This is a genomic window from Staphylococcus sp. 11262D007BW (assembly GCF_053547815.1).
Genome location: NZ_JBPWPJ010000001.1, coordinates 1,114,531 through 1,132,540 on the forward strand (window position 1 = coordinate 1,114,531; position 18,010 = coordinate 1,132,540).

14 protein-coding genes are annotated in these 18,010 nt (G+C 35.9%); 3 read left to right on the forward strand and 11 right to left on the reverse strand.

Features of this window, described 5'->3' with window-relative positions; genetic code table 11:
- Window positions 1-136: 136 nt before the first annotated feature.
- The 8 genes from pyk to ACEE93_RS05460 form a co-directional block, all read right to left on the reverse strand.
- On the reverse strand, window positions 137-1,897 hold the full coding sequence (pyk, locus tag ACEE93_RS05425) for a pyruvate kinase (protein ID WP_449155701.1): 1,761 nt from the start codon (window positions 1,895-1,897) through the stop codon (window positions 137-139).
- A gap of 17 nt (window positions 1,898-1,914) precedes the next feature.
- Entirely contained in the window at window positions 1,915-2,886 is a 972-nt protein-coding gene (gene pfkA, locus ACEE93_RS05430; protein WP_449155702.1) for a 6-phosphofructokinase, read from the reverse strand.
- Window positions 2,887-3,109: 223 nt separating this feature from the next.
- Window positions 3,110-4,054 carry an acetyl-CoA carboxylase carboxyltransferase subunit alpha gene (locus tag ACEE93_RS05435; protein ID WP_449155703.1) on the reverse strand — a complete coding sequence of 315 codons (945 nt, stop codon included), beginning with the start codon at window positions 4,052-4,054 and terminating at the stop codon, window positions 3,110-3,112.
- Window positions 4,054-4,914 (reverse strand): acetyl-CoA carboxylase, carboxyltransferase subunit beta, encoded by an 861-nt coding sequence (gene accD / locus ACEE93_RS05440; protein WP_449155704.1) that lies wholly within the window; start codon window positions 4,912-4,914, stop codon window positions 4,054-4,056. The genes ACEE93_RS05435 and accD overlap by 1 nt, the downstream gene beginning before the upstream one ends.
- 45 nt (window positions 4,915-4,959) lie before the next feature.
- Window positions 4,960-6,189, reverse strand: coding sequence for an NAD(P)-dependent malic enzyme (locus ACEE93_RS05445; RefSeq protein WP_449155705.1), 1,230 nt, complete (start codon window positions 6,187-6,189; stop codon window positions 4,960-4,962).
- 121 nt (window positions 6,190-6,310) lie between these two features.
- Entirely contained in the window at window positions 6,311-9,496 is a 3,186-nt protein-coding gene (locus ACEE93_RS05450) for a DNA polymerase III subunit alpha (RefSeq protein WP_449155706.1), read from the reverse strand.
- 42 nt (window positions 9,497-9,538) lie between these two features.
- Window positions 9,539-10,483: a DHH family phosphoesterase gene (locus tag ACEE93_RS05455; protein WP_449155707.1), complete on the reverse strand. Its 945-nt coding sequence runs from the start codon at window positions 10,481-10,483 to the stop codon at window positions 9,539-9,541.
- A 13-nt stretch (window positions 10,484-10,496) separates the two neighbouring features.
- Window positions 10,497-11,792: a DRTGG domain-containing protein gene (locus ACEE93_RS05460; protein WP_449155708.1), complete on the reverse strand. Its 1,296-nt coding sequence runs from the start codon at window positions 11,790-11,792 to the stop codon at window positions 10,497-10,499.
- 239 nt (window positions 11,793-12,031) lie between these two features.
- On the opposite strand from ACEE93_RS05460, the gene ACEE93_RS05465 reads away from it, so the two are divergent.
- Entirely contained in the window at window positions 12,032-12,445 is a 414-nt protein-coding gene (locus tag ACEE93_RS05465; protein WP_449155709.1) for a universal stress protein, read from the forward strand.
- An 80-nt stretch (window positions 12,446-12,525) separates the two neighbouring features.
- On the opposite strand, the gene ACEE93_RS05470 is transcribed toward ACEE93_RS05465, so the two are convergent.
- Window positions 12,526-13,215 (reverse strand): metal-dependent hydrolase, encoded by a 690-nt coding sequence (locus ACEE93_RS05470; protein WP_449155710.1) that lies wholly within the window; start codon window positions 13,213-13,215, stop codon window positions 12,526-12,528.
- 125 nt (window positions 13,216-13,340) lie between these two features.
- On the opposite strand from ACEE93_RS05470, the gene ACEE93_RS05475 reads away from it, so the two are divergent.
- Window positions 13,341-14,393 carry a M24 family metallopeptidase gene (locus ACEE93_RS05475; RefSeq protein WP_449155711.1) on the forward strand — a complete coding sequence of 351 codons (1,053 nt, stop codon included), beginning with the start codon at window positions 13,341-13,343 and terminating at the stop codon, window positions 14,391-14,393.
- Window positions 14,394-14,893: 500 nt separating this feature from the next.
- Here ACEE93_RS05475 and ald read toward each other — a convergent pair whose 3' ends face one another.
- Window positions 14,894-16,006, reverse strand: coding sequence for an alanine dehydrogenase (ald, locus tag ACEE93_RS05480; protein ID WP_449155712.1), 1,113 nt, complete (start codon window positions 16,004-16,006; stop codon window positions 14,894-14,896).
- Between the two features lie 146 nt (window positions 16,007-16,152).
- Here ald and ACEE93_RS05485 point away from each other — a divergent pair, with 146 nt between their 5' ends.
- Window positions 16,153-16,656: a universal stress protein gene (locus tag ACEE93_RS05485; protein ID WP_449155713.1), complete on the forward strand. Its 504-nt coding sequence runs from the start codon at window positions 16,153-16,155 to the stop codon at window positions 16,654-16,656.
- Between the two features lie 155 nt (window positions 16,657-16,811).
- Here the strand turns inward: ACEE93_RS05485 and ACEE93_RS05490 are convergent, their stop codons facing one another.
- Window positions 16,812-18,008, reverse strand: coding sequence for an acetate kinase (locus ACEE93_RS05490; protein ID WP_449155714.1), 1,197 nt, complete (start codon window positions 18,006-18,008; stop codon window positions 16,812-16,814).
- Window positions 18,009-18,010: the final 2 nt, after the last annotated feature.

The window sequence follows — 18,010 nt, forward strand, 5'->3', positions numbered from 1 at the left end:
CTTTTATACGGAATTATTACAATTAAAAATTAGTTTAAGACCTAAAACAACTATACTCCGGGAAACCGATCGTATCACGGTCTCCCGAAAGTAAGTTTGCTCCAAATTTAGTATCTATTCTGGAGTGTTCAATGTTTTATAGCACGTTAGCGTAACCTTCAAACACTTTGCCTTGAGCAGCGTCTACTGTTACTAACATATCGTTTTGAAGTGCTTCTGCTACATTTTCTACACCCACAATTGTTGGAATACCTTTTTCTAATCCTACAATGGCACTTGGTGAAGTTAAGCCACCTTCTTCAGTCACTAAACCAATTGCTTGGTCTAAATAAGGTACCATTTCATTGTCGACTGATGACGTGACAATAATGGCATTTGTTAAATCTTTACCTTCTAATTCTTTAGCTTCGTTTACAATGATTGTACGTCCACACACTGAACCACGACCGATACCTTGACCATTCACAATATCTTCACCAATGAGATGTAGTTTCATTAAGTTAGTAGTACCTGTTTCTCCAGTTGGTACACCAGCTGTGATGATGATAAGATCACCTTTTTCAACACGTTCCGTCTCAATCGCAGTAGCAACTGCATTATTTAATAACTCATCTGTTGTGTAATTACCTTTACGTACCACTGGATAAACGCCCCATACTAATGTACATTGACGTGCTGTTGTTTCACGAGGTGTAACTGCAATAATATCTGATTTCGGTCTATACTTAGAAATCGTACGAGCTGTATTACCACTTTCTGTTGCCGCTACAATCGCTTTAACATTTAAGTTTAAAGCTGTGTGTGCTACAGACACACCAATCGCATTAACTAATGATGTTTCAACAAGCTTTGTACGGTCAGATAATAATTTTTTATAAGCTTGAGCATCTTCTGCAGCTAACGCAATATTATTCATGGCTTTGACTGCTTCTTCTGGATAACTTCCTGCTGCTGTTTCCCCAGATAACATGACAGCATCTGTGCCATCATAAATCGCATTTGCTACGTCAGATGCTTCTGCACGTGTCGCACGAGGATTGCGTTGCATTGAATCTAACATTTGTGTTGCTGTGATCACAGGTTTACCTAATTTGTTACATTTGCGAATTAAATCTTTTTGAACAATTGGAACTGTTTCTGGTGGGATTTCAACCCCCATATCTCCACGAGCTACCATTAAACCATCTGATACTTCTAATATATCATCTATATTGTCGATACCTTCTTGGTTTTCAATTTTTGGAATGATACTGATATTCGTATTTTGTGCTTCTTCTAATAGCTTACGTATATCAAGAACATCACTAGCACGACGAACAAAGCTTGCTGCAATAAAGTCGATATCTTGTTCAATGCCAAAACGAATATCGTTTGCGTCTTTATCCGTAATACCTGGTAAATTAACCTTAACCCCTGGTAAATTAACACCTTTTTTATTTTTAAGTTCTCCACTATTTAATACATCACAAAGTACTTCTCCAGCATCTTCACGAATTTCTTTAACTTGGAGTTCAATAAGACCATCATCGAGTAAAATATATGAACCTTCTTCTACATCATTAATTAAATCTTCATATGTGACTGAAAACTTATCTTCAGTCCCTTCAACTTGAGACATACTTACGATGACTTCAGAACCTTTTTCTAAATTGATGGCACCATTTTTCATATCATGCGTACGAATTTCTGGACCTTTAGTATCCAATAAGATACCAATATTTAAGTCTAGTTTCTTCGCTACTTTACGAATTGTTTGAATACGTGCCTCATGTTCTTCATGTGAACCATGTGAAAAGTTTAATCGAGCTACATTCATTCCAGCCTTCATTAACTTTTCTAACATTTCTTCAGATTCTGATGCTGGTCCAATCGTACAAACGATTTTTGTCTTCTTCATATTTATTGCCTCCTAAATTATATCGATAACTCTTTCGTCAACGCTAACATACGTTGAGTATATTTGATTTCGGAAGTATGATTAAAGATATCATTAAAGTCTGTTGAAACAAGTTGATTGTTTTTAATACCAACACCTTTAGCAGTATCACCATCCATGAGACGTTCAACAGCATAGCCACCTAAACGTGAAGCTAATACTCTGTCAACACCTGTTGGACTACCACCACGTTGAATATGACCTAAAACTGAAACACGAGCGTCGACATTGATATATTTTGTTAACTCAGACGCACAAGCTTCACCTGTCATGCATCCTTCCGCAACAATGATAATCGAATGTTTTTTCCCTCGATCAATCCCTTGTTGAATTTTTTCAGCAATATCTTTCATTTCAAAATCATTTTCTGGTGTAAGAATAGATTCTGCACCTACAGCTAGACCTGACCATAGCGCTAAATCGCCACAATCGCGGCCCATGACTTCAATAATAAACGTTCTTGCATGACTCGAAGCCGTATCCCTAATTTTATCGACCGAGTCAATGATTGTGTTAAGTGCTGTATCAAACCCAATGGTATAATCTGTGCCATTAATATCATTATCAATTGTGCCAGGAATACCAATTGTTTGAATATCTTTACACTCTTCTGTAATACGTTGAGCTCCACGGAAGCTACCATCGCCTCCAATGACTACTAAACCTTCTATACCCCGTTTTCGAAGGTTTTCAATCCCTTTAGCTCGAACTTCTTTTTCCTTAAACTCTGGGCAACGTGCTGAATATAAGAAAGTACCACCGCGTTGAATCGTGTCCCCTACTGACCCCAATTCAAGCTTGTGAATATCATCATTGACTAATCCAGAATACCCTTGAAAGATACCGTAGACTTCAATGTTATGATAAATCGCCTTTCTAACTACCGCACGAATCGCCGCATTCATTCCGGGAGCATCTCCACCGCTTGTTAAAACTGCAATTTTTTTCATGTTGACATACCCTCTTTTGATTTATTCTTAATTTAAAAATACCATAAAATAAAACGTCATTCCATTAAAAAAAGGTATAGTTTATCGTGTAAACGTTTTTACACCTCATTTTTAATCGTATGAGGCTTTTCTTACAAAGCTATTTTAGAATATCCTGCAAAAAACAAACACTTGAGTAACTACATTTTCGTAAATGTTCACTCAAGTGTTTTATCATAATACTTTATTCTACAAAAGAACCCATATTTCTAAATTTAGAATAACGATCCTCTTTAATGTCTTCCGCTGTCATATTATCAAATTCGTCTAAGAAACGAACGAAATTGTGTTTAATTTGTTTAGCTTGTTGCTCAATATCATGGTGTGCCCCACCAAGCGGCTCTTTAACAACTTCATCCGCTATATTTAATTCTAATAAATCATAAGCTGTAATCTTCATGGTTTCAGCAGCAATTTGAGCTAAGGAACTGTCTTTCCAAAGGATACCTGCTGCACCTTCCGGAGAAATCACGGAATATGTACTATTTTCCAACATTAACAGACGATTACTTACGCCTAATCCTAAAGCACCGCCACTACCACCTTCACCAATTACAATAGCGATGACTGGTACAGTTAAAGAAGCCATTTCAACTAAATTTTTAGCAATTGATTCACTTTGGCCTCTTTCTTCAGCAGCTTTACCTGGGTAAGCACCTTTTGTGTCAATAAATGTAAAAATAGGTCGATTAAACTTTTCAGCTTGTTTCATTAAACGTAACGCTTTACGGTAGCCCTCTGGGTGAGCCATGCCGAAGTTACGATAAATATTGTCTTTAGTATCTTTACCACGTTGGTGTCCTATAACAGTGACAGGTTGATCATTTAAATAAGCAAGTCCCCCAATTATTGATGGATCATCTCTAAAATTACGATCACCGTGCAATTCCATAAATTCATCAAAAATATAAGGTATATAATCTAATGTAGTCGGACGCTCTGGTAAACGCGCAATTTGAACTCTGTCCCAAGGCTTTAAATTTAAATATACTTTTTCTTTTTCATTTTGCAAAGCTGCTTCAAGTAATTCAATCTCGTCTGATAAATCCACATCATTTTTTTGTTGTGTTTCTTGCAATGAGTCTATTTTACTTTTAATGTCTTCGATTGGTTTCTCAAAATCTAACATTATTGATTCACCCCACTATGCATTTCAAAGAGTGTCGCAAGTGTTTGTTTCATATCACTTCGATGAACGACCTTATCTAACTGACCATGCTCTAATAAAAATTCTGCTGTTTGGAAGTCTTCTGGTAACTTTTCGTTAATTGTTTGTTCAATAACACGACGTCCAGCAAAACCAATTAATGCTCGCGGTTCAGCTAAATTAATATCACCGACAGAAGCAAAACTTGCGGAAACACCACCTGTAGTAGGATGAGTCATATATGAAATAAATAATAAGTTAGCAGCAGCATGTTTCTCAAGTGCCACACTTGTTTTGGCCATTTGCATTAAGGATATAATACCCTCTTGCATTCTTGCCCCACCTGAAGCGGTGAAAAGGACAAATGGCAAACGGTGCTCAGTACAGTAATTGATAATTCGACATATTTTCTCACCTACAACTGAGCCCATACTTCCCATTCTGAAACGTGAGTCCATGACACCCACACCATATTTAATTCCATTTAATTCAGCAGTACCAGTCACGATGGCTTCATTTAACCCTGTTTTTTCTTGATCTTTATCTATTTTTTCTTCATAGCCAGGAAAATTTAATGGATTGGCAGAGGTCATTCCTTTATCAAACTCTTCGAAAGTACCCTCATCTGATATTGCTTCAATGCGGCTATAAGCTGATAATTGAAGATGATGATCGCAATTGAAACAAACATTGAGGTTGCCAATTAATTCTTTAGTGTACATAATCTTTTTACAACTTGGACATTTAGTCATTATGCCTTCAGGAACTTCATTTTGTTTTGAGTCTTGAACCGTAATATATTTTTTCTTTTTTGAATTACGATTAAAAAAATCTTTAAACATTTGTTTTACCTCCACTTACCATAGGCTATCGTGTCGTTTATTTTACTATTTGAGATCTGTTAATGATAATGTTTTATTGTAAACTTCTTCTGGATCTACTTCAATTCTTGCCACACCTGATTCCATTGCGGCTTTAGCTACTTCTCTAGCCACAGTTGGAGCTACTCTGTAATCAAATGGTGCAGGAATGACATAATCTGGTTGACGATCATCATCAGAAATTAAATCCGCGATGGCTTTAACAGCTGCACGTTTCATATCTTCATTGATATGTGTTGCACGAACATCTAACGCACCTCTAAAAATACCAGGAAATGCTAACACATTATTGATTTGATTTGGAAAATCTGAACGGCCAGTACCTATAACTTTAGCACCTGCAGATTTTGCGACATCTGGCGTGATTTCAGGATTTGGATTAGCCATTGCAAAAATAATTGGGTCATCACTCATAGATTGAACCATTTCTTCAGTTAATGCATTTGCCACTGATACACCAATAAATACGTCGGCATCTTTTACTACATCCACTAATTTACCTTCTACTTTATCTTGGTTTGTCCATTTTGCAACAGTTTCTTTAGTGTCATTCATTCCATAAGTACGACCTTCAAAAATAGCGCCTTTTGAATCACACATAATCATTGATCTAACACCATATGAACGTAATAATTTTACAATTGCAATACCTGCAGCACCCGCACCATTTAACACAACTTTGATATCTGACAAATCTTTGTCTACAATGCGTAATGCATTAATTAATCCTGCAACCGTTACAATAGCTGTGCCATGTTGATCATCATGAAATACTGGAATTTTTGTCTCTTTTTTAAGACGTTCCTCAATTTCAAAGCAACGTGGTGCAGATATATCTTCTAAATTGACGCCACCAAAATTAGGCTCTAGTAACTTTACAGTTTGAATAATAGATTCTGTATCTTTCGTATCAAGAGACAATGGAATGCCATCTACACCCGAAAAGCTTTTGAACAGTACTGCTTTACCTTCCATTACAGGGATACTTGCTTCTGCTCCGATGTCACCTAACCCCAATACGGCACTACCATCAGAAATGACAGCGACTGTATTACTCTTAGAAGTGTAGTCATAAACTTTCCCATTATCTTCGTAAATATCTTTACATGGTTCTGCTACACCTGGTGAATAAGCTAAACTAAGTTCTTCTTTATTTGTCACCTTAACTTTTGGTGAAATTGCTATTTTACCTTGATGTTCTTTATGCATGTATAGAGCATCATCTCTTAATGACATTCCAAATCATCTCCCAATATCAATTTATTCTATAAAGTTTTGTTTATATCACATTAATCATCACTATACTATAGCACAATTTAGATAGATATCAAAATCACACAAAACGAAATATCACAATTTATAATACTCGGATATCTTGTGGATTCAATTCTGTTATAAACTGTTTTATGGTTTCTTCATTATCTTTCAAATAGCCATAGGTCTTTTGTTGATGCGTTGTATCATCAAATAGTACAACGGGAACCCCTTCTTGATGAGGGGTTAAATAATGTTCAGCGACCGCATCTGGCAATACTTTTCGTATCACAATTTGTGAAAGTTGTTGTAATTTGTGTGTTTCAAATTGTTCTAACGTATTTAAATCTTCTATAATCATTTGCCATTTATTTTGACGCTTTTCAAATTTACCAGCAATGACGTATGCTACACCCTCTTCAAGTGGCACCGAACATCTTTGAAATAAATCAGGAAAAATGACGCCATCTATAGTATTTTGACCATCGTTTAACGTCACAAATGCCATTTGTTGCCCTTTTTTTGTACGAATGATTTTAATACTATCAATTGTGATTAAAATAGGCTGTTTCACTTGCGAATTTAATTGAAACACGCCTAAATATTGCTTTTTATGAAATAACTTTTCGATAGGATGTGTAGAAATATAAAAACCTAAGTACTGTTTTTCATACTCCGAAATACGTTGATCTGGCATTTCCTCCGTTTCAAAGTAATCTCGTTTCGTCGTGGCAAAAGAATCCAAGAAATTTTGATCTAGGTCTGATTTAATATCTATGACTTGATCAATAGATTGAAGCAAAGTTGCCCTATTTTTCCCAAAACAATCTAGTGCCCCCGTTAAAATCAATGGTTCTAGCAATCGCCTAGTACGAATACGACTTGGAATACGATCACAAAAGTTAAAGAAATCTGTATATGGCCCATTATCTTGACGTTCTTGTACGATTAATTGAACACTTTGGTAACCCACATCTTTAATGGCACCTAATGACATATAAATCGCGTTATTCTCGGACACATAGGCCCACCGACTATGATTAATATGCGGTCCATTTATCGTAATCTGTTGTTTTCGCGCTTCTGTCATAATTTGGACTGTTTTATCCACATTTCCAATCACATTGCTAAGAATATTAGCATAAAAGTAAGACGCATAATGCACTTTTAAATAAGTCATGATATAAGCAATTTTTGAATAACTCACTGCATGTGCTCTTGGAAAACCGTAATCAGCAAATTTTAAGATTAAATCAAAAATTTGTTCACTCAGTGCTGTCTCATATCCTTGTTGACTTGCACCGTTGATAAAATGTTGCCGTTCATTTTCTAACACGGCTCTATTTTTTTTACTCATTGCACGTCTTAATATGTCTGCTTCACCGTATGAAAATCCTGCGAACTTACTTGCAATTTGCATAATCTGCTCTTGATAAATAATAACCCCATATGTTCGTTTAAGTATCGGTTCTAAATCAGGATGTAAATAAGTAACGGTTTCAGGCTGATGTCGTCGTTTAATGTAAGTTGGAATTTCTTCCATTGGACCCGGGCGATATAAAGAAGTAACGGCAACAATATCCTCAAAATGTTGCGGTTGTAACCGTTGGAGTACTTTTCTTACACCAATGGATTCCAGTTGGAAAATACCTGTTGTATCACCTTTGGCTAATAATTGAAATACCTCAGGGTCGTTCATCGGTATTTGTTCGATATCAATTGTTTTGTTCTCTTTAAATTTAATTTGTTTAATCGTTTGATGGATGATAGTTAAATTGCGTAAACCTAAAAAATCGATTTTAAGTAAGCCCACTTTTTCCGCTTCAGTCATCGTCCATTGTGTTAATAAACCATTATCGCCTTCCGTTAATGGGATCGCATTGTAAAGTGGTTGGTCATTGATAATAATACCTGCTGCATGTGTAGACGTATTTCTAGGAAGCCCTTCTAACTTTTGACATAAATGAAACCAATGTTCATGTTTATCATTTCTATGAACAAATTGACGAAACGTTTCATTTTGATAGGCCTCATCTAGCGTAATACCAAGTTGTTTTGGAATACATTTCGAAATTTCATTTAAAGTCATGTCATCAAATCCCATCACGCGTCCAACATCTCTTGCGACAGCTTTGGTTGATAAATGACCAAATGTGATAATCCCTGCTACTCTATAGTCACCATATTTTTCTTGTACATATTGAATCACTTTTTCACGTTGCGTATCTTCAAAATCAATATCAATATCTGGCATAGTTACACGATCCGGATTAAGAAAACGCTCAAAAAGTAGGTCATTTTTAATTGGATCAATCGTTGTAATGTTTAATAAATAACTCACTAATGAACCCGCTGAAGAGCCACGTCCAGGTCCAACCATAATATGGTGCGACTTAGCATATTGTATGAGATCACTGACAATTAAAAAATAATCTGCGTAGCCCATTGATGTAATAATATCGTACTCATACGCTAACCTTTGTCGATACGTCTCATTATTTAATTGATAATGTGCTAAAGCTTCATTCAATGTTTGCCACAAATACTCATCCGCACTTTCGTTATTTGGCGTTTGAAACTCTGGTAGCAACGACTGATGATAATGCATTTGAGCATCACATAACTGTGCAATCTCATCTGTACGTTCTAATAACTCTGTCGGTATTTGTTCACTTTCATACAGCTCCTCTACACTTTGAATATGTGCCGTATGCGCAGGTTGCTTATCTACAAAGTTTACTTTTTTATTTTCACGAATCGCTGCAAGTACTTTAATGGTCTCTTTATCATCAGGCGTATTATAAAAAGAAGGTTTCGCCCAAACACGATTTACTATTGGTGATTGATAAGAGCCCTGATCAACATAAAGTGACGTTTCTTCAGGAAAATCCTCTAACCAATGTGCTTGCGCTTCACGCATATTTTGAAAAATGACGACCACATCACTAGCCAAGGATTTGAATGTTTGAACAGATACATGTTGATGTTGATTCATCATTATTTCAGATGACAATCGAAATAACTGCTTTAATCCTTTATCACTCTTAGCAATCACAACCGCCGTCAGCTCAGTTAACTCATCTGTTAATACGACCGACATGCCAAGCAATGGCTTTATGTTATGTTTTACACACACATCATAAAATTGAGGGATACCATACATTACATGTAAATCTGTGATTGCTATAGCATTATATCCGAGCTCTTTAGCACGTAATACCGCTTCTTCTACTTTTAAACTTGAACGTAAAAGATCATAAGCCGTATGTACATTTAAATGTGCTACCATCATGGCACCTCCTTACATGATTCTCAATTACAATCCGAGGACTTATGCCTCAGACTGTAATTTCTTTTTTAAAGCTGTCGCAAGTTGATCAAACGTTTGCCAATCTGACACGGATGCGCCTGAAGCATTAGGATGACCGCCGCCACCAAATTGAGCAGCTACGTCATTAATTGAAACTGATTTTGATCGTATGCGACAACGAATTTCTGAACCTTCATCTACACCAAACACCCATATACGAATGCCTTTTAGATCAGCCACCGCATTGACAAATAGCGATGCTTCATTAGGTTCTACTTGATATTGCTTCAACACTTCATCTGTGATTTTAATTTGACAAAAACCATCACTATCTAATTCAAAGTTTTGTAAAATATATCCGTGAAATGGCATCAAATGAGGCTCTTTTTCCCCTAATTTATTTAATAACATTTGTGGTTGAATATCATAACGAATTAATTCACTCGCAATTTGTAACGTTCTCGGAGTCGTATTGTTAAACATAAATCGACCTGTATCCCCTACAATACCTAAATAAATCGCTTGAGCAATTTCTTCATTCATTAATGAAAGATCGCCTAAATAGTCAATCATGTTGTAAATAATCTCACTCGTAGAAGAAGCGTCCGTATCAACGTAATTAATATCACCATACTGGTCAACAGCTGGATGATGATCGATTTTAATCACAAATGGAAAGGCATCAAGGCTAGCACCATCAATGCGCGCTTCATTAGCCGTATCACAGACAATTAACAACGCTTCATTATACACTTCCTCAGGGACGTTATCTAATGCGCCCATAAAACTCAAGCTAGGTTCCATATCCCCTATAGCATAAATTGTTTTATTTGGATATTTTTGTTTTAAATAACGTTGTAGTGCAAATTGCGAACCAAAAGCATCTGGATCTGGTCTCACATGGCGTTGAATAATAATCGTATCAGCAGACTCAATTTTTTGCTGGATTGCTTTAAATGTATGCATCTTTATAACTCCTTTAACTATCTAATAATTGGCACATAATAAGTGCTTTTGCTACAGTCTTTTGTCCACTTTGCATCGTTACTTCTAATTTAGCAAAGTTACGACCCATATCAAGAATTTGATATAACACTTCGACTTCATTTTCAATTTGAACCGTTTTGATATAGAAAATATTTAAACTTTCAATCATAACTTCAAGCTTTTTGTATTTTCTCATGATAGACTTTATTGTTTCTTCAATAATCGCGACTGACACAGATTTACTTAAGGTACCAAATTGGTTGGTTAACTGTGGTGTCACTTCTACTAAAATTTGATTGTTTCGAATTTCGATATGTTTTGCCACTTGGTCATTAATGGTTTCACCGACTTGAGGTTGACGTCCAGCGACTTGCATCGCTTTTAAAACATCTTCTCTTGAGATGACGCCAATTAATTGTTTATTGGCATTTGTCACCGGTAACAACTCAATACCTTCCCAAATCATTAAATGCGCACAACTTGCCACTGTCGTATTCATTTGAACACTTGTAGGTGGTTTGGACATGACTTTTTCGATTGGATCATCAGGATGCGCACCAATAATATCTTTACTTGTAATCAGTCCAATTAATCTTAAATCGTAATCTACCACAGGGAAACGTGAATGACCTGAATCCTTAGATTTAAGTTTGACTTGCAAGATATTCATATTTTCCATCAAGTATGAGGTTTCTTCAATCGGTATGACAATATCTTCTACTAATAAAATTTCCTTTTTAATCATCTGATTATACATCGCTCGGTTAATAATGTTTGCAACCATAAACGAATCATAGTTGGAAGAAATGATAGGCAATTCTTTTTCGTTCGCAATCGCCTTAATTTCATCTGTCGTATCAAACCCACCAGTAATGAGTACTGCACTTCCCTTTTGTAAAGCAGCTTTTTGAACATCTAAGCGATTACCGACGATTAAAAGTGTATTTTTAGATACAAAATTGACGACATTATCAACTTCCATCGCACCTATTGCAAATTTAGTGAGCGACTTAAATTGACCACTTTTTCCACCAATTAATTCCCCATCAATAATTTTAGCAATTTCGCCAAATGTTAAGTGGTTTAATTGCTCTCTACTTTTTTTCTCAATTCGAACAGTTCCCACACGATCAATGGTTGCTACTAACCCTTTTTGATTAGCATCTTTAATAGCTTTATAAGCTGTCCCTTCAGATACATCTAAATCTTTTGCAATCTTACGTACTGAAATTTTTTGTCCCACTGTTAAGTTTTCAATATGATTTATAATTTGTTCATGTTTTGTCATTGATTACCCTCTATTTTTCATTACTTTATGTATGCTTTATTTTAGAATATGACATGGTATAAATGCGTTAAGCCCTTCCACTTTGAATAGAATGCTGAACCTCTGAACTTGAATATATTATAACCTTTTTTAGCACTGATGCGAAAGATGGTTCGCATAATAAGATAAAGAATTAACTATCAAAAGGATGCAATTATTCTTAATTTTATTTAAACTAATTATTGAGGAGGATGATATTAATGTATGAAAATATTTTATTAGCAGTCGATACGGATCTCAAAAACACAAAAGCATTGCAAGAAGTGAGTAAACTTGCAGGAGACAAGACTGTTGTCACTATATTAAATGTCATTGGGGAACAAGATGCTCAAGCTTCCGTTAAAATGGGGACACATATTGATGAGTTAACTAAAATTCGTCAAAGTAAAATGGAACCGACTAAAGAAGCTTTAGACAAACATCAAATTTCATACGAAGAAAAAATTGAACGTGGTAATCCAAAACAAACAATTGTGGATTACGCAAATAGCGGTGCTTACGATATTGTTGTATTAAGTAACCGTAAAGCAGAGGAATCAGCTAAATTTGTTTTAGGCAGTGTCAGTCACAAAGTCGCAAAACGTGCGAAAATTCCTGTGCTTATTGTAAAATAAGTTAAACAATCTTGCTGTCTTCTTAAAGCAATAAAACCATAGTACGGTAACATCACCGTACTATGGTTTTTCTTTATTGATTAAAATTCTAGTGATTGACCCGGTTTAAGCACTTCTACTTTACCTACTTCAACTGCTTTTTTGAATGCTTCTGGATCTTGTTCGATATATGGGAAAGTATCATAATGAATTGGTACAGATACTTTTGGTTTAATAAATTGATTAATCGCATAGCTTGCATCTTCAATACCCATTGTGAAATTATCGCCAATTGGTATAAAGCATACATCAACAGGATGACGATCAGCAATCAATTTCATATCACTGAATAAACCTGTATCACCTGTGTGATAAACCGTAGTACCTTCTAATTCTAAAACTAATCCCATTGGCATACCTAAATAAACGGGCACACCGTCATCATTTGTTAAACTTGAGCTATGAAATGCTTGTACAAATTTAATGGTACCAAAATCAAATTCCCATTTTCCTCCGATATTCATTGGGTGTACATTGTCGATACCTTTAGCAGTAGTAAGATAATCTGCTAACTCAGCTGAACCTATCACAGTAGCACCAGTACGTTTCGCAATTTCTACTGTATCTCCAAAATGATCCGCATGACCATGCGTTAAAATAATATAATCTACTTCTACGTCATTCACGTCTAAATCTGATAATTCATTCCCTGAAATAAATGGATCAATAATCACTCGTTTATTGTTAGATTCAAAATATACTGTAGATTGACCATGAAAAGATAACTTCATGCATAATCCTCCTTTGAATATGTTACATACATTATACCCTATCGTAAACGAACTCACACGTGCCTTCATTGTAATTTTTTTCATTCTCGAATACACTGAATATAAAATAACGGAGGAGGACTAGTATGAAAAAAGATACGTTGTTAAAAACATTACAAGCACAAAATGCGAATGGTGCTTGGATCACAGACCCTACAAATATTTATTATTTAACAGGATTTCATAGCGAACCACATGAGCGTTTATTAGCTTATTTAATTGATGAAGACGGTAATGAAACTATGATTTGTCCACAACTTGATGTCGAAGAAGTCAAACAATCACCTTTTGAAGGTCAGGTCATTGGTTATCTTGATACTGAATCTCCATTTACTCACCTTCAACATACATTTGAACGTTTATTAATTGAAGAAACACATTTGACCGTCCAACGCTATCATGAATTACGTGACGCATTTAACGTCAAACATTTTGATGCTATTGATATGACACTAAAACAAATGCGAAATATTAAAACACCATCAGAATTAGAAATACTTAAACAAGCGACACAATTAGCTGACCGATGCATTGAAATAGGTACTGAATTTTTAAAAGAAGGTGTTACGGAACGCGAAGTGGTTAATCATATTGAAAATGCGATTAAACTATATGGTGTTAATGAAATGAGTTTTGATACGATGGTTCTATTTGGCGATCACGCCGCTGCGCCCCACGGCGTTCCTGGAGATCGAAAACTTCAACAAGATGAATATGTTTTATTTGATTTGGGCGTTATCTATCACCACTATTGCAGTGATATCACTCGTACTGTTGCATTTGGTAACCCTAGTGCAGAAGCTCAATCTGTTTACGACGTTGTATTAAAAGCGGAGGAAGCGGCAATTGCTATGGTTAAACCAGGTGTATCTATAAAAGCACTTGATGATAAAGCAAGAGGTATCATTGAAGACGCAGGCTATGGCGATTACTTCCCTCACCGTTTAGGCCATGGGTTAGGATTAAGCGTCCACGAATTCCCAGACATTTCCAATACAAATGACGATGTCTTACAAGAAGGCATGACCTTCACCATCGAACCCGGCATTTACGTTCCAAATAAAGTCGGCGTTAGAATAGAAGACGACATCTACGTCACACAAGACGGTTACACAATACTCACAAAATCACCAAAATAAAGTAAAGTGCGGAGTGCTGCGGTCAGAACTCGAGCAAAATCGAGCGTCGAACTCAAACCGATCTTTGGTTTTAGTGAAGCGTCTCATTTTGTTGAGAGTTTTGCAGCACGAAGCCGGATTAAGTAAAGTGCGGACAATTGCGGTTAGGGTTCGAAGTAATACCTAGGGACAAGCGAAAATCGCTCTTTGATTTTTGCGCGTCACGTAGTATTATCGAGAACCCTGCAATTGGGAGCCGGATTAAATAAAGTTACGTACACTCCGAACATAGTGAGTTAGTGTACGTTATGCATACGAACAAAAGTGAGCAGGCGAACCATCAACTACATCTCAATATGGTAAATTACTGCGCATTATATATGTGGGTGAATAACGAGAAAGCGAACAAACCTTTTCTCAGACGCAACATAGATCACTATTAAAAAAAGGCCAGTCAACAAGTAATTTTACTTTTGACTGGCCTCATTTTTTTATTTTACAGAAGTACTATCAATTTAGCTTTATAATACGTCGTTTACTGGCGTATAGTCTTTGTTAAATGCTTCTGCAACTGCTTTATTAGTGACTTTACCTTCAAATACATTTAATCCGTGTGATAAAGGTTCGTTATCTTTTAATGCTTGTTGATAACCTTTATTCGCAATTTGTAATGCATATGGTAATGTCGCATTATTTAAACCAATTGTTGATGTACGTGGTACCGCACCAGGCATATTCGCAACAGCATAATGAACAACATCATGTTTAACATATGTTGGATCGTCATGAGTCGTAATTTTATCTGTAGTTTCAAAGATACCGCCTTGGTCGATTGCGATATCAACAAGAACAGAGCCTGCTTTCATTTGTTTTACCATGTCTTCAGTAACAAGTTTTGGTGCTTTAGCCCCTGGAATCAATACTGCACCAATCACTAAGTCACTTTGTTTAACACTTTCTTCAATATTTAATGGGTTTGACATAATTGTATGTACGCGACCATCAAATAAATCTTCTAATTCTTGTAAACGTTTTGGATTAACGTCTAAGATTGTCACATCTGCGCCTAATCCTAAAGCGATTTTAGCTGCATTTGTACCAGCTTGTCCCCCACCAATAATCGTAACTTTACCTTTTTGAACACCTGGAATACCTCCAAGTAAAATACCTAAACCACCATTGAAACGTTGTAAAAATTGCGCACCAATTTGAGCTGACATACGTCCAGCTACTTCACTCATTGGTGTTAATAATGGTAATGAGCGATCTTGTAATTGTACTGTTTCATAAGCAATCGCTACTACTTTTTTCTCAATTAACGCTTCTGTTAATTCAGGTTCATTTGCTAAATGTAAATAAGTAAATAAGATAAGGCCTTCTTTAAAGAAATCATATTCTTCTTTTAAAGGTTCTTTAACTTTGATAACCATATCTACATCCCAAACTGCTGATTGGTCATCAATAATGTTAGCTCCAGCTTCTTTATAATCTTCATCTTCGAAATAAGAACCTAGACCTGCTCCTTTTTGCACTAATACTTCATGCCCCGCTTCTACTAGTGCATGTACGCCACTTGGTGATAAACCAACGCGATTTTCGTTATTTTTAATCTCTGTAGGAATTCCAATTTTCATACTCCTAACACCTCCATAAAATATCATAACGCATCATTAATGTAAGCGCAATCATTAGTGACTTAAAGCACTAAAAAAGGAGAAAGACAGAAATTTTATAAAGATTGTGTTATAATTAACATGAAGATAGAAAGGGGTTTTTAGCTATGTTTATGTACAAAAATATTCTAATCGCAGTAGACGGTTCACACGAAGCAGAATGGGCTTTCCAAAAAGCTGTAGCTGTCGCTAGAAGAAATGATGCTAAACTAACCATTATGAATGTTATCGATTCAAGAACGTATACATCTTTTGAAGTATACGACACGCACTTTACGGAAAAATCAAAATCATTTGCTGAAAAGTTACTAGCAGGTTATAAAAATGAGGCTGAATCTCAGGGCGTTAAAGATGTTGAGACATACTTAGAATTTGGTTCTCCTAAATCTGTTATTCCGAAGAAAGCAAGTGAAGAAGAGCTTGATGTTGACTTAATTATGTGTGGTACTTCAGGCCTTAATGCAGTAGAACGTTTTATCGTTGGTTCTGTATCTGAAGCTATCGTTCGTCATGCTAATAGCGACGTTTTAGTTGTAAGAACTGAACAAATTCCTGAACACTTCGAACCAACTGTTGCTACAGAAGACTTCTTAAAAGACTTCGATATTTAATTAAACAACAGAATATAACAATAAAACCCGGAAATGAATGTATTTGCACGCGAACTTTTGCCTGCAGTCCTTTTCATTTTCGGGTTTACTATTAATTACCTATTTAAAAACCCTTCTGCTCCTATAAAAGGTAACAGAAGGGTTTGTTTGATATATTATAATTCACCGAACTTAACAACGTCGCGAGCAATCATAACTTCTTCGTTAGTTGGTACGACAAGTACTTTTACTGGTGAATGTGGGTAGTTGATTTCTGCTTCTTTACCACGTAAACCATCATTTTTACGAGGATCCCAGTATACACCCATGAATTCAAGGCCTTCTAATACGCGTGCACGAATAAGGTCAGAGTTTTCACCTACACCTGCAGTGAAGACGATTGCATCTACACCATGCATACGTGTCGCATAAGAACCCATATATTTGTGAATACGTGAAGCAAATACTTCGATAGCAAGTTGCGCACGTTCATTACCTTCGTTTGCATCAGCTTCGATGTCACGTAAGTCAGAAGAAGTACCTGTGATACCTAATAAACCTGATTGTTTATTTAAAATATCTAATACATCATCTGCTGATTTACCAGTTTTTTCCATGATAAATGGAATTAAAGCTGGGTCGATGTTACCTGAGCGTGTACCCATTGTAACACCAGCTAATGGTGTGAAGCCCATTGACGTATCAATTGATTCACCGCCATCAATAGCAGCAATTGATGCACCGTTACCAATGTGACAAGAAATAATACGTAATTCTTCAATTGGTTTATCTAACATTTCTGCTGCACGTTGAGAAACGTATTTGTGGCTTGTACCATGGAAACCATATTTACGGATACCATAATCTTTATAGTAATCATATGGCAAGCTGTATAAGTAAGCAGATTCTGGCATTGTTTGGTGGAATGACGTATCGAATACTGCTACGTGTGGGATGTTTGGTAATAATTTACGGAATGCTTGAATACCCATTAAGTTAGCAGGGTTATGCAATGGTGCTAAATCTGTTAACTTTTCGATATCCTCAATCACTTGATCATCAACTAATGCAGATTCTGGGAAACGTTCCCCACCATGCACAACACGGTGACCTGTTCCGTCGATATCATTAATATCATCAATAATACCATGTTCTTTAAAGCTTTCTAACATGATGTTAACTGCTTCTTCATGATCGTTAATATCTTTAACAACTTTGTGTTTTTCACCATCTACTTCAATTGTGAAGATAGAATCTTTTAAACCAATACGTTCGATTAAACCTTTTGTAACAAGTTTTTCTTCTGGCATTTCAATTAATTGGAATTTTAACGAAGAACTACCAGCGTTAATGGCCAAAATTAATTTTGACATAA